The organism is Agrobacterium sp. 22-210-1 (assembly GCF_053522525.1).
In genome coordinates this window covers 2,260,017-2,278,122 of the sequence record NZ_JBNWCI010000001.1, presented here as the reverse complement: position 1 = coordinate 2,278,122, position 18,106 = coordinate 2,260,017, and the positions used below count along the sequence as shown (strand labels likewise).

The following is an 18,106-nucleotide window of genomic DNA, read 5'->3' as shown; positions in this document are numbered from 1 at the left end:
CACTCCTCCTCCCAACCTCTCTGGAGACTGATATGAAACTCAACCGACGCGCTGTGGTGAGCGGTCTGGCCCTCGGCATGGCTTTTGCAGGCCTTGCACAGCCGGCTCTGGCCAATGAAATCACGCTGAACGTTCTCTACAACCTGCCGGGCTTCACCAAGTTCCATCAGCCGTTGGCCGATGAATTCATGAAGAAGAACCCGGACGTGAAGATCAACTTCCTCGCCCCGGCCGCCGGTTACAACGAAGGCCAGCAGCAGGTTCTGCGCTCTGCCGTCACTGGCAATCTGCCTGATGTTTATTTCTCGGGTTACAACCTGACGGCGGAACTGGTGCACACGCTCGCACCGCGCAACCAGATCACCGATCTCGGCCCGTTCATCCAGGCTGAAGGCGGTCAGGCCTTCCTCGACAAGAACTACAGCCCGAAGATGGCCGCTCTCGGCCAGATCGACGGCAAGCAATATGGTCTGCCGGTCAACGCCTCTTCGCCGATCATCTACATCAACGCCGACCTCGTCACCAAGGCTGGCGGCGACCCGGACAAGATGCCGACGACCTTCCCGGAACTCATCGCTCTCGCCAAGAAGATCAAGGCTCTCGATGCCAAGTTTGCCGGCATGAGCTACGACATCAACGGCTGGCCGGATGACTGGTTGTGGCAGGCGCTGGTCTTCGAACAGGGTGGTAAGCTCGTTGACGAAAAGACCAAGACCGTTGCCTTCGACAATGAGATCGGTCTCAACGCCCTGAAGATGGCCCGCCAGTTTGTCACCGAAGGCGGCCAGAATCTGCTCGACTGGGACCAGTCGCGCCAGCAGTTCGGTGCAGGCCTCACCGGCTTCATCTTCTCGACCCCGGCCCACGTTCAGACGATCCAGGGTCTGGTTGGCGACCGCTTCAAGCTGAAGACGGCGACCTTCCCGCTCGACAACAAGGAAAAGGGCGGCGTGCCGACCGGCGGCAACTCTGCCGTTATCCTGACTCAGGAAAAAGCCAAGCAGGATGCTGCCTGGAAATATCTGAAGTGGATCACCGGTCCGGAAGCGCAGAACACCATCGTTCGCATCACCGGTTACCTGCCGACCAACAAGCTGGCAACCGGCCCGGACTTCCTCGCTCCCTATTATGTAGAGAACCCGAATGTGAAGACCGCTTCGCTTCAGGCCGACCGTTCGCTGCCCTGGGCCGGTTATCCGGGTGGCGATTCCGTCCGCATCTGGCGCACACAGCGCGACATCATCGGCACCGTCATGCGCGGTGAGGTGACGCCGGAAGCCGGTCTCAAGCAAGTTGTCGAACAGACCAACGCCCTGCTGAAATAAGCAGATCCCCTGAAAGAGGCTGCGGGGAAATCCGTTCCCGCAGCCATTTTGTGCAGAAAGACCTGTTATGAAGATCATCCAGATCACCGACACCCATCTCGTACCGCCCGGCATCGCTGTAAACGGCGTCGATCCGGAAAAGCAGCTGCGCGCGGCGGTGGCCGATATTGTCGAAAAACATGCCGACGCCGATCTTCTTGTCATGACGGGCGATCTTTGCAACTACGGTGAACCGGAAGCCTATGAACTGCTGCGCGATATTCTCGCGCCCGTCTCCGTCCCCGTGCGGTTGATGCTTGGCAACCACGACCGACGTCCGGAATTCGTTGCAGCTTTCCCGGAACAGCCGCGCGACGACAATGGCTATATCCAGTCATTCATCGATACCGAATTCGGCCGCCTGCTGTTTCTCGACAGCCACGAAGCCGATGTCATCGGCGGCAGGTATGGCGCGGATCGTCTGGCATGGTTGGAGCGTGCGCTGGAAAGCGCGGGCGAACTGCCGGTCACGGTGTTCATCCACCACCCGCCGATGGATTGCGGCATCCGCCATTTCGAACATATCGGCATGCATGATGATGGCGCCATCATGCGCCGCCTCGCGGCTCATCCGGGCGGTATACGTCATATCATCTTTGGCCACATCCATGTGCCAATGGCGGGCACCACTGCCGAAGGCATAGCCTACAGTTCCGGTCAGGCCTGCGCGCATCGTTTCATTACCGATATCGATGTTCTCGATCCGCTGTGGACGGGTGGCAACCCTTGTTACCGGGTCATCACGACAGGTGCATTTGGTTTGCGCGCCTATGATGCCGAAGTGGGGCAGGTTGTCCTCGGTCAGGCACCCATCTGCGAAGGCCCCTGATCACGGGCGATTTTTGGCGATATGACGGGGCGGTCGCCCGCCTCATCATATTTCGCCGCCGATACGATGCTGCGGAAGCTCTCCGATTGGCACGGCGATGTCGCGAAGACCCCGCGGCCTGTAGCGCCGATGCACCACTTGCGGTTTGCTGCGCAAGATTTGATGGACTAAGGCCATGGTCCCGATCGCGCCCTTGATCTATGTCAGTTTCATCGGTGAAACTGCACGCCATAGTCGCCAGAGAAATGGCCAGCTTGATGTCGTGCCATCGTGAGTGCAGATCATGGAGAAGTGCATGCTTGAAAAGCGTATCCGCAATGCGTCCCTGCTGAAGAGGATCGTCAGCGCCGAAGAGGCCGCCAGTCTCATTCAGGATGGCATGACTGTCGGTATGAGCGGCTTCACACGCGCTGGTGAAGCCAAGGCCGTGCCGCTGGCGCTGGCCGAGCGCGCCAAGTCGCATCCCATGAAGATCACCCTGATGACCGGTGCTTCCCTCGGCAACGATCTCGACAAGACCATGGTCGAGGCCGGCATGCTGGCGCGCCGCATGCCGTTCCAGTCCGATCCGGCTTTGCGCAAGGCGATCAATGACGGGAGGGTGATGTTCATCGATCAGCATCTTTCCGAAACGGTTGAGCAATTGCGTGGCGGTCAGATCCATGGCGTCGATGTTGCCATTGTCGAGGCCGTGGCAATCACGGCGGAAGGCGGCATCGTCCCCACCACCTCGGTTGGTAATTCCGCAAGCTTCGCCATTCTGGCCGATAAGGTCATCGTTGAGATCAACCTGTCGCAGCCCGAAGTGCTGGAGGGGCTGCACGACATCTTCATTCCCGCCAAACGCCCGACCCGCATGCCCATTCCCGTCGTGGCGACGGACAGCCGTGTCGGCCTGCCATTCATTCCGGTGCCGCCGGAAAAGATCGCCGCCATCGTGCTGAGCGACAAGAGCGACAGTTTTTCAACGGTGCTGCCGCCGGATGACGAGACCAAGGCGATTGCCGGCCATCTCACCGAGTTCCTGCTGAACGAGGTGCGTCATGGCCGCATGACCCACGAACTCCAGCCGCTTCAAGCCGGTATCGGCACTATCGCCAATGCGGTAATGCATGGTTTCATCGATACGCCGTTTCACGATCTCAAAATGTATTCGGAAGTCCTGCAGGATTCGACCTTCGAGCTTTTCGATGCGGGCAAGCTCACCTTCGCCTCCGGTTCATCGATCACGCTATCCTCCGCCATGAACGAACGGGTCATGCCTCGGCTGGCCGATTACAAGAGCCGGTTGATCCTGCGTCCGCAGGAGGTGAGCAATCACCCTGAGGTCATCCGCCGCCTCGGCATCATCGGCATCAATACGGCGCTGGAATTCGATATTTACGGAAACGTCAATTCCACCCATGTCGGCGGAACGCACATGATGAACGGCATCGGCGGCTCGGGGGATTTCGCCCGTAACGCCTATATGTCGATCTTCGTTACCAAGTCGATCGCCAAGGGCGGGGCCATCTCAAGCGTCGTTCCGATGGTCAGCCATGTCGACCACACTGAGCATGATGTCGATATTCTCGTCACCGAAACAGGTCTTGCCGACCTGCGCGGTCTCGCTCCGCGCGAGCGCGCGGCCGTTATCATCGCAAACTGCGTGCATCCCAGCTACCGCGATGCGCTGACGGATTATTACCAGCGGGCGGCGGCGCGGGGCGGGCACACGCCGCATCTCATCGAAGAGGCGCTGTCCTGGCATAATACACTTCGTGAAAGAGGAACGATGCTGCCGCAGCAATAGGGCCTGCGCTTTTGCCGGCCACGGAGTTTCCTGCCTGTCGCCCGGCAATTGGGTCTGTTTGGACACACCGGGGCGGAAAGTGTCCGCTGCTCCGCTTTGGTTGCTGGCGCGGCAGTTCCGCCTCCGGTAGAAAATTCTCTCCCCCTGGCTGCTATCCGGCTGCCTCTGGGTTGTAGGAGAGTGATGTGATGCCCCTTCGCTTTGTGGCCGTAATTGCGATTGTCGCCCTGCTCGCAGGCTGCGGTGGGCGACCCATCGGGGTCATGACGCCGACGGGGCAGACCGTGGCGGGCACGACGCCGGTCAACCTTCTGGTTGCCACCACGCGTGCGCCATCGGAAAACACCGCCGTGCTTTTCGGCGGTGAGCGTGGAACGGGCCTGAAGGTCGATGCCGTCACCATTTCGATTCCGCCCAATGCCAACCGCAAGGTTGGGCAGGTGCAATGGCCGAAAAAGCTGCCGCCGAACCCGCTGAAGGATTTCACCACGGTGGCGGTGGAGCCTATTCGTTCCGAAGCCGAAACCAGAAGCTGGATCGGTAAACATATCGCGAAGGACCGCCGCGTGCTGGTCTTCGTGCATGGCTTCAACAATCGCTACGAGGAATCCGTTTATCGCTTCGCCCAGATCGTCCATGATTCAGGCACGGATGTTGTGCCCGTCGTCTTCACCTGGCCGTCGCGAGCAAGCATTTTCGACTATAATTACGACAAGGAAAGCACCAACTACTCCCGCGATGCGCTTGAAGAGATGCTGACGCGTCTCGCCAAGGACAAGTCCATCGGTGAGGTCACGGTCATGGCGCATTCCATGGGCACCTGGCTTGCGGTGGAAGCGCTGCGCCAGATGGCAATCCGTAACGGCCGCGTCGATCCGAAGATCAACAATGTCATTCTTGCCGCGCCGGATCTCGATGTGGACGTCTTTAGCCGGCAATTCGCAAGTCTTGGCAAGACGCCGCCGAAATTCACCCTCTTTGTCTCGCAGGATGACCGCGCACTCAGCCTGTCGCGCCGTATCTCAGGCAATGTCGACCGTCTCGGCCAGATCGATCCATCCGTCGAGCCTTATAGCAGTCAGCTGGAAAAGGCCGGCATTACCGTTCTCGATCTCACCAAGCTGCAATCCGGTGATCGCCTGAACCACGGTAAATTTGCCGAAAGCCCCGAGGTCGTCCGCCTGATCGGCGACCGCCTGATTGCTGGCCAGACGGTGACGGATTCCGATGTCGGTCTGGGTGAGGCGCTGGGTGCTGTCAGCATCGGCGCTGCGCAAACCGTTGGAACGGCAGCCAGCGTGGTGGTCAGCGCACCGATTGCGGTGTTCGATCCGCGCACGCGGGAAAATTATGGCAGGCAGGTGGAACGGCTCGGTCGCTCCATGGAGAACACTGTCGGATCGGTGGGCGATACGGCCGGTTCCGTGGTGGATGATCAGGCGCTTCAATCGTCAAGGGTCAACTGCGAGGCCGCCGCCAATCGCAAGCGGGCGGAATGCCGTAACCGTTAAGCTGAGATGTGAGCGGGGGTGGCGAAAACGTTAGGCGTTTTTGTCATCGCGTCCCGCAGATTTGTATACAGCTTGTATTTTTATCTGTATGGTCGGGTCAACAACCCAACTTCCGGAGTAAGACCCATGCGTTGGAAACGCACCCTCCAGCTTCTCGATGTTCATTGCGAAGGCGAAATCGGCCGTGTCGTCACCGGCGGCGCGCCTAAAATTCCCGGTAATACCGTGGCGGAACAGCTTCACTGGATGAATACCGATCCGCAGGGCGAGGCGCTTCGCCGTTTTCTGACACTGGAGCCGCGCGGCACGCCGATGGGATCGGTCAATCTTCTCCTGCCGCCGAAGCATCCGGATGCGCATGCCGCCTTCGTCATTCTCCAGCCGGATCAGGCGCATGCCAGTTCGGGTTCCAATTCCATCTGCGCAACGACCGCGCTTCTGGAAAGTGGCATGGTAGAAATGCAGGAGCCGGAAACTGTCATCATTCTCGAAACGGCAGCCGGTCTGGTCAAGGCCACCGCCACCTGCCGGGACGGACGCTGTGAAAAGGTCAAGTTGACCATGGTTCCGTCCTTCGTGCATGCGCTGGATGTCAGCATCGAAACGCCCGAATGGGGCAAGGTGACGATGGACATTTCCTACGGCGGCATTTTTTACGCGCTCGTCGATGTTCGCCAGATCGGTCTCACCATCGAGAAGGCCAATGCCGCGAAACTCGTTGCCGCCGGCATGACTCTGAAAGACCTCGTCAACCGTGAAATGACGGTCGTTCATCCGGAAATCCCCGCCATATCAGGCGTTGCCTATGTGATGTTCCGCGATGTGGATGCGGATGGTTCCATCCGCACCTGCACCACCATGTGGCCGGGCCGGGCGGATCGTTCCCCCTGCGGCACCGGCAATTCCGCCAATCTTGCGACGCTTTATGCGCGCGGCAAGGTGAAGGTGGGAGACGAATATAAATCCCGCTCGATCATCGGTTCGGAATTCGATGTCGGCCTCTCCGCCGTCACCGAGGTGGCGGGCCGCCCGGCCGTCATTCCCACCATTGCCGGGCGCGGCTTCACCTTCGGCCTGCACCAGGTGGGCCTCGATCCCTTCGACCCCTTGGCTGATGGCTTCGCCATGACCGATGTCTGGGGGCCGGAAGCCGGCAACATCTGAGGCAGGCTTTAAAAAAATGACATTTACAGCCGCCCGATGACCTCTGGCGGCTGTTTTCCCGCGACAAAAGATGCTAAGCGGGCGCAATTCCATCATGCTCCGAGGTATCCCGATGAAGTCGCTCACCCTGCGCCGCCCTGATGACTGGCACCTGCACCTGCGTGATGGGGCAATGCTGGAAGGGGTGATCGGGGATACGAGCCGCCATTTCGCCCGCGCCATCATCATGCCGAACCTGGTGCCGCCGGTTGTTACCACGGCCGATGCACGCGCCTATCGCGAACGCATCGTCAAGGCGATCCCGGCGGGTGACCGTTTCGAACCGCTGATGACCCTCTATCTGACTGAGGACACGCAGGCCGACGATGTGGAAGAGGGCAAAAAAAGCGGCCTCATCACCGCCGTAAAGCTCTACCCGGCGGGTGCGACCACCAATTCCCATGGCGGTGTGCGCGATTTCAACAGGGCGATGCCGGTTCTGGAGCGCATGGCGAAGATTGGCCTGCCGCTCTGCGTGCATGGTGAGGTAACGACGCCGGAAGTCGATATTTTCGACCGCGAGAAGGTGTTCATCGATACGGTTCTGGAGCCGCTGCGCCAGCGCCTGCCGGAACTGAAGGTGACGATGGAGCACATCACCACCCGCGACGGTGTGGACTATATCAAGTCGTCCAAGGCCAATCTGGCTGGCTCCATCACCACTCACCATCTCATCATCAACCGCAACGCCATTCTGGTTGGCGGTATCAAGCCGCATTATTATTGCCTGCCCGTCGCCAAGCGCGAAGAACACCGGCTGGCGCTGCGGGCTGCCGCGACATCCGGCGATGCGCGCTTCTTCCTCGGCACGGATTCCGCTCCGCATGTGGACCCGCTGAAGGAATGCGCCTGCGGCTGCGCCGGCATCTATACCTCCATCAACACCATGAGCTGTCTCGCCCATGTCTTCGAGGACGAAAATGCCCTCGACAAACTGGAAGCCTTCGCCTCGCTGAATGGTCCCGCCTGGTATGGTCTCGCGCCGAACGAAGAGACGATCACGCTGGTCAAGCGTGATGAAGCGGTTTCCTTCCCTGAAAAGATCGAGACGGGCGCCGGGCCGGTGACGGTGTTTGACCCGATGTTCCCGCTCCACTGGGATGTAAGTTGATTTTTTAATGACCGCCGGCACTGCCGGCGGTTTTGTTATGGTCTTCAGGTATTCGCCTTAAATTCCGGCGCCGCCTGAGGATGCCTGCAACACTGAACCAAGACGTTGTGCTTTCCGAAAACCGATCCGGGTTTTCGGAGCGATAAACCAAGGCCGAAAAAGGAGAACGCCTATGAACCATTTCACATTCACCGACCGCACCGTCGTTGCGGAACTGGTTGCGAAGATGTTGTGGGAAATCAAGGCGGTCCATTTCAATTCCGAAAGCCCCTATACCTTCGCTTCGGGCATGAAGAGCCCTGTCTATATCGACATGCGCAAGCTCATCTCCTTCCCGCGCATTCGCTCCGCAGCCATGGATTTCGCGGCGGCGGCTGTCATGCGCGAGGCCGGTTTCGAGAAGTTCGACTGTGTCGCCGGTGGTGAAACGGCCGGCATTCCTTTCGCCGCTTTCCTTGCCGAGCGCCTTGGCCTGCCGATGATCTATTGCCGCAAGAAGCCGAAAGGCCATGGCCGCAACGCCCAGATCGAAGGCCATATGCCGGAAGGTGCCCGCGTTCTCGTCATCGAGGATCTGACGACGGCCGGTGGCTCGATGTTTACCTTCATCGACGCGATCCGAGCGGCGGGCGGCATCGTTGATCACGGTATCGCGCTCTTCTATTACGGCATCTTCGAAGAGGCGGAAGCGCGCTTCGCCAATGGCAATGTCAAGCTGCATTATCTGACGACCTGGCGCGATGTTCTGGCTGTCGCACGGGCTGAAAAACTGTTCGATGAAAAGACGCTGTCGGGGGTTGAAGCTTTCCTCGACAATCCGCTGCCCTGGTCTGCGAAGCACGGCGGCGTCAGCGAATTGCCGCAATCGTGATTTCGGATGCGGCCAGCCGGCTTGTGGCTGGCCTTCCGATCGATCTTCGTCTAAATCGATTTAAGTTCATTTGATTTGCTGTTTTGAGGAGGACCGTAATGATCCTGTGTTGTGGTGAAGCCCTGATCGACATGCTGCCCCGGCAGACGACGCTGGGTGAGGCGGGTTTTGCCCCCTATGCCGGCGGAGCGGTCTTCAACACGGCGATTGCGCTGGGGCGTCTCGGCGTCCCCTCCGCCTTTTTCACCGGCCTTTCCGATGACATGATGGGCGATATCCTGCGGGAAACCCTGCGCGCCAGCAAGGTGGATTTCAGCTATTGCGCGACCCTTTCGCGCCCCACGACCATCGCCTTCGTCAAGCTGGTGGATGGCCATGCGACTTACGCTTTTTACGACGAGAATACCGCTGGCCGGATGATCACCGAGGCGGAGCTTCCGGCATTGGGTGCCGATTGCGAGGCGCTGCATTTTGGCGCGATCAGCCTCATCCCGGAGCCTTGCGGCAGCACCTATGAAGCCTTGATGACGCGCGAGCATAAAAGCCGCGTCATCTCGCTCGATCCGAATATCCGCCCCGGTTTCATCAAGGACAAGCAGTCGCATATGGCCCGCATCCGTCGCATGGCCGCCATGTCGGATATCGTCAAGTTCTCGGATGAGGACCTCGCCTGGTTCGGTCTGGAAGGTGACGAGGATACGCTTGCCCGCCACTGGCTGCATCATGGCGCGAAACTGGTTGTCATCACCCGCGGTGCCAAGGGCGCTGTGGGTTATACCGCCAATCTCAAGGTGGAAGTGGCCTCCGAGCGGGTCGAAGTCGTCGACACCGTCGGCGCGGGCGACACTTTTGACGCGGGCATCCTCGCTTCGCTGAAAATGCAGGGCCTTCTGACGAAGGCGCAGGTTGCCACGCTCAATGAAGAGCAGATCAGGAAAGCTTTGGCGTTGGGTGCAAAAGCCGCTGCGGTCACTGTCTCGCGGGCTGGCGCAAATCCGCCTTTTGCGCATGAAATCGGGCTTTGAGCATCGCTGTCTAACGCTTGATCTGTGTCTGGAATATTGTGGTTCTGAGGACAGGGGCGTATTCTCGTCCCAATTTGCATCGCCACGGATGAGACTATGGCTCCGTTGACCCCACCACCCAGGATCAGGCTTTCGCGGTTGCGGGATATCGGTTGGTCTGTGTGGGACCCCATCGGCCTGTTGCCGGCGGGAGAAAACTGGAACGATCCCGATAACCTGTGTTTTGCGGATGAATACGACAATTACCTGATTGCGGCCGCAGGCCAATTGCGCAGAGGTATCGCTGTCGCTGAAGTCACCGATTATCTGGTGGGAATCGAGGCCGAAGATATGGCCCTTGGTGAAACGCCCGGATGCCGCGAAAGAGCATTGGCGGTTGTAGCCGCAATCAATGCGGACCCGCAGCTTTGGACCTTGCCCGAAGGTCAGGATGTTGCTGTTTGAGGCGGGGCATTTTCGGCACAGCCGCTGTGCGCGCGGTCAATACCCTAAAAAACCGGTATTCGAAGATCAAAAACCTTGTGTCCGCCGGTTTTTCGCGAAACAAGCGTCGCATGAGTGTTCCCAATATCCATCCTTTCGATTTCGATCCCAGCTACGGCATGAAGCGCGAACAGTTGCTGGCCATCACCCCGCCCGAAGCGCCGCCGGGCTTCGATGACTTCTGGCAGAAGCGCTATCGCCGCGCGCTCGCTACGGATCCGCGGCCAGTGCTGCGCAAGAGCAGGCTCAGCCATCCGCGCTGGCATGTCCTCGACGTCATCTACACCTCCACCGGCGGCTTCCGCATCGGTGGTTGGATGCTTCTTCCGCGCGAAGGCCTGGTGTGCCGGGGCCTCGTCGTCGGCCATGGTTATGGTGGGCGCTCCGAGCCTGATTTTGAAGTGCCGGTGGAAGAAACAGCCGTGCTGTTTCCCTGTTTTCGCGGGCTCTCGCTAAGCGCCTGTCCGCCGATTTCTTCGGAATCCGCCCTTCATGTTCTCTACAATATCGACAGGAAAGACGATTACATCATCGGCGGCTGTGTCGATGATCTGTGGGTCGCGGTTTCGACGCTCGTGACCCTTTACCCCTGGCTGGAAGGGCAGGTGGGGTATAGCGGCATCAGTTTCGGCGGCGGCATCGGAGCACTGGCGATACCGTTTGATGAGCGCATCGACCGCGGCCATCTGGTGGTGCCGACATTCGGACATAGGCCGTTCTGGCTGACATTGCCCACCGTTGGCAGTGCGAATTCGGTTCAGTCATACCAGAAGGGCCATCCGAATGTGCTTGAGACCTTGCGCTTCTTCGATGCCGCCTGTGCCGCCGCCCGCATAAAAGTGCCGATGCTGGTTGCGCCGGCGCTTTTCGATCCATCGGTGGCGCCGCCCTGCCAGTTCGCAGTGGCCAATGCGCTGCCGCACTCAAAATTTAATGAAATCTTCATCCTCGACGCCGGGCATTTCGATTACCCTGACAGCGCATCGCAAGATGCGGTCCACAAGGACAAGGTCAGACGGTTTTTCAAGGTGCCATGAAACGCGAATATCTCCGTTGGTATAGTCACAGGCTCCATCGCGACATGGAGCTCCTGATATTCGGTCATGCCGGCGCCAAGGTGCTGATGTTTCCCACCCGGGACGGGCGCTTCTTCGAATATGAAGAACTGGGGCTTGTCGGTAGTCTGGCCGACAAGCTGGAGGCAGGACATCTCCAGCTTTATTGCATTGAGGGGTTGGCCACAGAGACCTTTTATGCGGCCCATCACCATCCGGCCGACCGCATTCGCCGCCATTCAGCCTTCGAGAACTATATTCTCAGCGAAGTACTGCCGCTGATGGCCGAGAAAAATTCCCATACCGATACCATCGTGCATGGCTGCAGCCTCGGTGCGTTTCAGGCCGCCAGCCTCGTTTTTCGCCACCCGCATCTGTTCCGCAAACTCGTCGCCTTTTCCGGCCGCTACGACCTGACGATGAAGGTGGAATCATTCGGCGATCTATTCGACGGTTATTATGACGATAATGTCTATTTTCACATGCCAAGCCATTTCCTGCCGGGTCTTGCCTGCCCGTGGCGACTTGAACACCTGCGCCGCATCGACATGGTTTTCACCATCGGTGATGCAGACCCGTTTTTGGACAACAACCATCATCTGAGCCGGCTTCTATCAGACAAGCAGGTGGGCCATCAGATGCATGTCTGGGAGGGCCGCGCCCATCGAGCGGGTGCATGGCGCAAGATGGCGGCGCTTTATATTTAAGGCCGCTGCATTAAAAAAGCCGGAAGTGTCCTTCCGGCTTTCCTGAGATCGAGGGTAGGCGGCTTTTACCCAGCCAGACCCGCCAGCGCCTTTACCAGCCCCTGTGTAGAGCTGTCATGGCCGGCGGCGCTTTCCTTGCCTTCCACGACGGGTAGCAGGCCGGTTGCCAGTTCCTTGCCAAGCTCCACACCCCACTGGTCGAAGGAGTTGATGCGGAACAGCACGCCTTCCACAAAGACGCGGTGCTCATAAAGCGCGATCAGGCGGCCAAGCGCGAAAGGCGTCAACTTGTCATAGACGAAGGTGATCGAAGGGCGGTTGCCGGTGAAGACGCGGTGCGGGGCGATGAAGTCGGCAAGTTTGTCTTCCATGCCCTTGGAGGTGAGCTGGGCTTTCGCCTCAGCCAGCGTCCGTCCCTTCATCAGCGCTTCCGATTGCGCCAGGCAATTGGCGATGAGGAGCTGGTGCTGATGGCGCAGTTCGGGCTCAAAACCGTTGGCGGCGATCATGAATTCCGCCGGAATGACGCTCGTGCCCTGATGGATCAGCTGGTAGAAAGCGTGCTGGCCGTTGGTGCCGGGTTCGCCCCAGACAACGGGGCCGGACTGGCCTTCGACGGGTGTGCCGTCGATGGTAACGCCCTTGCCGTTCGATTCCATGTCCAGCTGCTGGAGATAGGCGGGGAAGCGCGACAACCGCTGGTCATAGGGCAGGATCGCCCGCGTCGGATAGTTCAGCACGTTACGGTTATAGAAGCCGATGAGGCCGAGCAGCATCGGCAGGTTTTCGCGGATCGGCGCCTCGCGGAAGTGCCTGTCCATCGCATGTGCACCATCCAGGAACTTGCCGAAATTATCCGGCCCGATGGCGAGCATCAGCGGCAGGCCGATGGCGGACCAGATCGAATAACGGCCACCTACCCAGTCCCAGAAACCGAAGATGCGGTCGCTTTCGATGCCGAAGGCTGCAACCTTGTCCAGCGCGGTGGAAACGGCGGCGAAGTGGTGCTTTACGGCCTCCTCGCCCAGCTTCTCGGCGATGAAGCGGCGCGCGGTGGCGGCATTCGTCATCGTTTCGATGGTGGTGAAGGTCTTCGACGCGATGATGAAGAGCGAGGTTTCCGGATCGAGCAGCTTCAGCGTATCGGCAATATGTGCGCCGTCAATATTGGAAACGAAATGCGCCCGCGGCCCGTCATGGAAAGGCGCAAGCGCGAGCGTTGCCATGACAGGGCCGAGATCGGAGCCGCCAATGCCGATATTGACGACGTCGGTAATCTTCTTTCCGGTCGCACCTTTCAGGGAACCGGAACGGATCGCATCGGCAAACTTGCCCATGGCCGCCAGAACGCCGTTCACATCAGGCATCACATCCTTGCCGTCAACGAGAACGGCAGTGTTGGAGCGGTTGCGCAGCGCGGTATGCAGCACGGCGCGGTCTTCGGTGAAGTTGATGGCCTTGCCGGAGAACATCTCCTCGCGCTTGGCTTCGACGCCGCCTTCGCGCGCCAGCTGTTCGAGAAGCGTCACGATCTCTTCGTTGACGGCGCATTTGGAATAATCCATCAGCAGGTCATCGAATTTTACGCTGAAACGGCTGAATCTCTTGTCGTCGGCCGCAAACGCGGCGCGAAGATCGGTTGCGGCTGTGCTGCTTGCCGTTGCTTTGAGTTTTTCGATGGTGGCCTGCATCATGTGCTCCTCGGCTTCCGTGGAAGGATGAGGAAACTATTCTTTTTCAGGCGGCCAAATCAAGGCGACTTTGATAAAAGAAAAGCGCCGGGATAAAAGAAAAGAGCCGGTCGCCCGGCTCTCGTCATTCGCTTCAAGCGCTCAATTCAGATTGCGCAATTCGCGCCGCAAAATCTTGCCGACATTGGATTTCGGCAGCTCGGTGCGGAACTCGATGATCTTTGGCCGCTTGTAGTTTGTCAGGTTCTTGGCGCAGAAGGCCTTGAGTTCGGCTTCCGTCAACGACTGATCCTTCTTGACGACGAAAAGTTTGACGGTTTCGCCGGAATGTTCGTCCGGAACGCCGATTGCGGCGCATTCCAGGACGCCGGGATGGCTGGCAGCCACTTCTTCCACCTCGTTCGGATAGACATTGAAACCGGAGACGAGGATCATGTCCTTCTTGCGGTCGACGATCTTGGTGTAACCGCGCTCGTCCATGAAACCCATGTCGCCGGAGCGGAAGAAACCGTCGGCGGTCATGGCTTTTGCCGTTTCATCGGGCCGTTGCCAATAACCGGCCATGACCTGCGGGCCGCGAATGCAAATCTCGCCAACTTCACCCACAGGCAAACGGTTGCCATCGTCATCGCGAATGTCGATCTCCGTCGATGACAGCGGCAGACCGATGGTGCCGCTGAACTCGGTAGAATCGAGGCGATTGACGGTTGCGACGGGCGACGTCTCGGAAAGACCGTAGCCCTCCGCAATCGGGCAGCCGACAATCGAAAGCCAGCGTTCCGCGACCGGTCTTTGCACCGCCATGCCGCCGCCGAGAACGAGGATGAGCGATGAGAGGTCGAGCTTGCGGAAATCCTCATTGTTCATCAGCGCGTTGAAAAGCGTGTTGATGCCGGGGAAGATATGCGGCTGGTAATGCGACAGTTCCTTGACGAAGCCGGGAATGTCACGCGGATTGGCGATCAGCAGATTGTGGCCGCCGAGCGCAATGCCCATCAGCGAATTCACCGTCAGCGCGAAAATGTGGCAGAGCGGCAGCGCGCAGATGAAGTTGAGAACTTCGGGACGATCCTTGCGGCTGCTGAAGGCGGCGTCCAGCCACAGGCTGATCTGCGCCTTGTTGGCCAGAAGATTGGCATGGGTAAGGATCGCGCCTTTGGAGATGCCCGTAGTACCGCCGGTATATTGCAGGAAGGCGATATCCTGAGCCGTGAGGCCGACGGACTTCAGGGAAAATCCCTGGCCTTCCTTCAGCACCGCCTTGAAGCTGATCGAGCCGGGGATCGCATAGGCGGGCACAAGCTTCTTCACCTTGCGAACGACAAGATTGACGATATGCCCCTTGAAGCCGAGAAGATCACCCATGGCTGCGACGACCACATGCCGTACGGCGGTTTTCGGCACCGCCTGCTGCGCCACATGGGCGAAGTTTTCGAGCACGAACAGCGCCTTTGCGCCGGAGTCCTTCAGCTGGTGTTCCAGTTCGCGCGGTGTGTAGAGCGGATTGACGTTGACCACGATCATGCCCGCCCGCAGGATTCCATAAACCGCGACGGGGTTCTGCAGGATGTTCGGCATCATCACCGCAACCCGGTCACCTTTTTCCAGTCCTCTGGATTGCAGCCAAGCGGCCACAGCACGGGTTTGAGCATCCAGCTCCCGATAGGTCAGCGATTTCCCCATGCTGGAAAAGGCTTTGCGGTCGGCAAATTGCACGCAGCTCTTTTCAAGAAGGTCTACAAGCGAGGCGTTGGCCGATACGGGGATCTCGGAAGGGACGCCCGGCGGATAGGACGACAGCCAACGCTTCTCTACGCTGACATTTCCCGGCTGTCCCAGGGACAATTCACTCATGCTTCTCCTCCCAGAGTCTTTTTCGCGCCGTGCATTCGGTGGAATGCATGAAGGGCGCTTTAGGCTTCGTGATGATCATGAAGCTCCCGCAACCAGCCGGCATATCGGCGAGATAGAAGGAACCACATGTGCGCCACCGGATCGACCGCTCCTCCTGCTCCCCGGTGACGAATGATAGACGCGGAATCCCCTGACGTCCATCGTATCGGTGAAGCCTATTTAACTCTAACGTAAACGTCAATATTGCTGTCGCACATCTCGCGTCCTCGTGAATGGAAACGGAGTCATGTGCGATTTTTTGACTTTAATCCTGATTTGAGCGATCAACATAATTCGCAAAGCAGGGCAGGATTGGAAATGGCAGGCAGCGCAGCGCTTGAACTGAAATCGGTTGGGAAAAGATTCGGTGATACGGATGTCTTGTCCGATATCGACCTGTCCGTCGAACGCGGCGAGATTATTTGCCTAGTTGGACGGTCGGGCTGTGGAAAATCGACCTTGCTGCGCATCGTTGCGGGTGTGGAGACGCCAGACCGCGGTAGCGTTTCCCTTAATGGTTCGGCCGTTGCCGACTCGGCTGTTTTCGTTGAGCCGGAAAAGCGCAATATCGGTTTTGTCTTTCAGGATTATGCGCTGTTCCCGCATCTCACCGTCGAGCAGAATGTCATGTTCGGTCTCAGAACCCTCGCCAAGGCCGAGGCCCGCCGCCGTGCGATGGAGATGATTGAGCACGTGCATCTGCAAGAGCTAGCCAAGCGTTATCCGCATACGCTTTCGGGCGGTGAACAGCAGCGCGTGGCGCTTGCCCGTGCGCTCGCCCCGCAGCCCGGTCTGTTGCTGATGGATGAGCCTTTCTCCAATCTGGACAGAGGTTTGCGCGACAATGTCCGCGAGGAGACGCTTGGTCTTCTGCGGCAATTGGGGACGACGGCGATCATGGTCACCCATGATCCGGAAGAGGCGTTGTCCGCAGGCGACCGCGTGGTTCTGATGCAGCGCGGGCGCATCGTGCAGAGCGGCACGGGTTATGAAATCCACGACAATCCCAAAACCCGCTATGCCGCCGATTTTTTCTGCGCCTTCAACAAGATCGAAGGCCGGGTAAGGCAGGGGCGCGTTGAAACGCCGCTCGGGCTGCTGGGTGATGCCTCCGATCTGCCCGATGGCCTTGCAGCGGTTGCCTATGTTCGACCCAACGCGATTTCGATTATCGAGGACAACACAGCGAAAGACGGGATCGCCGGCGAAATATTGAGCCGCGTTTTCCTCGGTGAGATCGAACAGCTCGGCATCGCCGTACCCGGGCTGCCGGGAGACTTGCGTGTCCGCACGATGCAGCGCACACCCGCCAAGACCAAGGCAGTACGTTTCGGTATCGACCCCAAGGGTGTCCTGATATTTACTTGAGGTTGAATGAGTGGATTTGCATGTAAATTTCAGCATCCTTTTCAACTCTTGGTGATCAAACCCGTCAGAAAACAGCGAAATAAAACTTGATTTGATCCATCAGGTATGATGTCTGCTGCCTCTATATTGCCGCCATCGAAGAGGGAGACGACCATGACGAAATTTACCAGATTTGCCCTGCTTGCCAGCACTGTTGCTTTTGCAGCCGGGTCAGCCAGCGCCGCGGAACTCAACATCTACACCACCAGAGAGCCGGGCCTGATCCAGCCCCTGCTGGAATCCTTCACCGCGTCGAGCGGCGTCAAGGTCAACACCGTGTTCCTGAAAGATGGTCTGGCTGAGCGCGTTCTGAGCGAGGGCGCAAGCTCGCCTGCCGACGTCCTGATGACCGTGGATGCCGGCAACCTCGTTGATCTTGCAGAAAAGGGCGTTACCCAGGCGGTTGAGTCCGAAACCCTGACCAAGGCAGTCCCGGCCGAACTTCGTGATGCTAAGGGTCACTGGTTTGCGCTTTCCATGCGCGCCCGCGTTCTTTATGCGGCGAAGGATCTCGACCTTGCTTCCTTCAACTATGAAGATCTGGCGGATGCCAAGTGGAAAGGCAAGGTCTGCATTCGCGCTGGCCAGCACCCCTACAACACGGCACTGTTTGCCGATTACATCGCTCATTATGGCGCTGCCGACACTGAAAAGTGGCTTGCTGGCGTCAAGGAAAACCTGGCCCGCAAGGCAGGCGGCGGTGACCGTGACGTTGCCAAGGACATCCTCGGCGGCATTTGCGATATCGGTATTGCCAACTCCTACTACGTCGGCCTGATGCGCTCGGGCAAGGGCGGCGAAGAGCAGGTCAAGTGGGGCGACGCCATCAAGGTGGTTCTGCCGACCTTCAAGAATGGTGGCACGCAGGTCAACATTACCGGTGCGGCCGTGGCCAAGAATGCGCCCAACAAGGCTGAAGCCGTCAAGCTTCTGGAATATCTCGTTTCCGACGAAGCCCAGAAGATCTATGCCGAAGCCAACTACGAATATCCGGTCAAGCAGGGCGCGGGTCTCAACGAGATCGTCGCTTCCTTCGGCGACCTGAAGATCGACAGCAAGCCGCTGACGGAGATCGTGTCGCATCGCAAGCAGGCGAGCGAGCTGGTCGACAAGGTCGGTTTCGACAAGTAAAGGCCAATTGGCAACAACAAGGTGAAAGGCGCT

At 58.8% G+C, this 18,106-nt stretch carries 15 protein-coding genes; 13 read left to right on the top strand and 2 right to left on the bottom strand.

The genetic code is table 11. The annotated features are described in order from the left end of the window. The first annotated feature begins 32 nt into the window (after window positions 1-32). The 11 genes from ACQZ5F_RS11420 to ACQZ5F_RS11370 all read left to right on the top strand — a co-directional run bounded on the left by ACQZ5F_RS11420 (window position 33) and on the right by ACQZ5F_RS11370 (window position 11,951). The gene (locus ACQZ5F_RS11420; RefSeq protein ID WP_046799372.1) at window positions 33-1,325 is read left to right on the top strand and encodes an ABC transporter substrate-binding protein; all 1,293 of its coding nucleotides are present in this window, start codon (window positions 33-35) and stop codon (window positions 1,323-1,325) included. 67 nt (window positions 1,326-1,392) lie between these two features. Next, complete coding sequence (locus ACQZ5F_RS11415) at window positions 1,393-2,193, top strand: phosphodiesterase (protein ID WP_225339515.1); 801 nt, start codon at window positions 1,393-1,395, stop codon at window positions 2,191-2,193. Between the two features lie 295 nt (window positions 2,194-2,488). Beyond that, window positions 2,489-3,985: an acetyl-CoA hydrolase/transferase family protein gene (locus ACQZ5F_RS11410; protein ID WP_225339514.1), complete on the top strand. Its 1,497-nt coding sequence runs from the start codon at window positions 2,489-2,491 to the stop codon at window positions 3,983-3,985. A 188-nt stretch (window positions 3,986-4,173) separates the two neighbouring features. Continuing rightward, a complete protein-coding gene (locus ACQZ5F_RS11405; RefSeq protein ID WP_046799375.1) occupies window positions 4,174-5,496 on the top strand; it encodes an alpha/beta hydrolase in 1,323 nt (440 codons plus the stop codon). Between the two features lie 126 nt (window positions 5,497-5,622). Then, window positions 5,623-6,660, top strand: coding sequence for a 4-hydroxyproline epimerase (locus ACQZ5F_RS11400; RefSeq protein WP_137083366.1), 1,038 nt, complete (start codon window positions 5,623-5,625; stop codon window positions 6,658-6,660). A gap of 112 nt (window positions 6,661-6,772) precedes the next feature. Beyond that, complete coding sequence (gene pyrC / locus ACQZ5F_RS11395) at window positions 6,773-7,810, top strand: dihydroorotase (protein ID WP_225339513.1); 1,038 nt, start codon at window positions 6,773-6,775, stop codon at window positions 7,808-7,810. Between the two features lie 172 nt (window positions 7,811-7,982). Beyond that, window positions 7,983-8,681 (top strand): orotate phosphoribosyltransferase, encoded by a 699-nt coding sequence (locus tag ACQZ5F_RS11390; protein WP_006310650.1) that lies wholly within the window; start codon window positions 7,983-7,985, stop codon window positions 8,679-8,681. A gap of 98 nt (window positions 8,682-8,779) precedes the next feature. After that, on the top strand, window positions 8,780-9,706 hold the full coding sequence (locus ACQZ5F_RS11385; RefSeq protein ID WP_225245121.1) for a carbohydrate kinase family protein: 927 nt from the start codon (window positions 8,780-8,782) through the stop codon (window positions 9,704-9,706). A gap of 96 nt (window positions 9,707-9,802) precedes the next feature. After that, window positions 9,803-10,150, top strand: coding sequence for a hypothetical protein (locus ACQZ5F_RS11380; RefSeq protein ID WP_052820261.1), 348 nt, complete (start codon window positions 9,803-9,805; stop codon window positions 10,148-10,150). Between the two features lie 110 nt (window positions 10,151-10,260). After that, a complete protein-coding gene (locus ACQZ5F_RS11375) occupies window positions 10,261-11,226 on the top strand; it encodes an acetylxylan esterase (RefSeq protein ID WP_225339512.1) in 966 nt (321 codons plus the stop codon). After that, window positions 11,223-11,951, top strand: a complete 729-nt coding sequence (locus ACQZ5F_RS11370) for an esterase family protein (protein WP_137083372.1) — start codon at window positions 11,223-11,225, stop codon at window positions 11,949-11,951. Before ACQZ5F_RS11375 ends, ACQZ5F_RS11370 begins: the two co-directional genes overlap by 4 nt. 65 nt (window positions 11,952-12,016) lie before the next feature. Here the strand turns inward: ACQZ5F_RS11370 and pgi are convergent, their stop codons facing one another. Both pgi and ACQZ5F_RS11360 read right to left on the bottom strand, forming a co-directional pair. Then, entirely contained in the window at window positions 12,017-13,642 is a 1,626-nt protein-coding gene (gene pgi, locus ACQZ5F_RS11365) for a glucose-6-phosphate isomerase (protein WP_046799459.1), read from the bottom strand. Between the two features lie 141 nt (window positions 13,643-13,783). Further along, window positions 13,784-15,496 carry a long-chain fatty acid--CoA ligase gene (locus tag ACQZ5F_RS11360; RefSeq protein WP_046799381.1) on the bottom strand — a complete coding sequence of 571 codons (1,713 nt, stop codon included), beginning with the start codon at window positions 15,494-15,496 and terminating at the stop codon, window positions 13,784-13,786. 357 nt (window positions 15,497-15,853) lie between these two features. Between ACQZ5F_RS11360 and ACQZ5F_RS11355 the strand changes: the two genes are divergently transcribed. Beyond that, a complete protein-coding gene (locus ACQZ5F_RS11355; RefSeq protein WP_046799382.1) occupies window positions 15,854-16,903 on the top strand; it encodes an ABC transporter ATP-binding protein in 1,050 nt (349 codons plus the stop codon). 153 nt (window positions 16,904-17,056) lie between these two features. Next, a complete protein-coding gene (locus tag ACQZ5F_RS11350; RefSeq protein WP_046799383.1) occupies window positions 17,057-18,073 on the top strand; it encodes an extracellular solute-binding protein in 1,017 nt (338 codons plus the stop codon). Window positions 18,074-18,106: the final 33 nt, after the last annotated feature.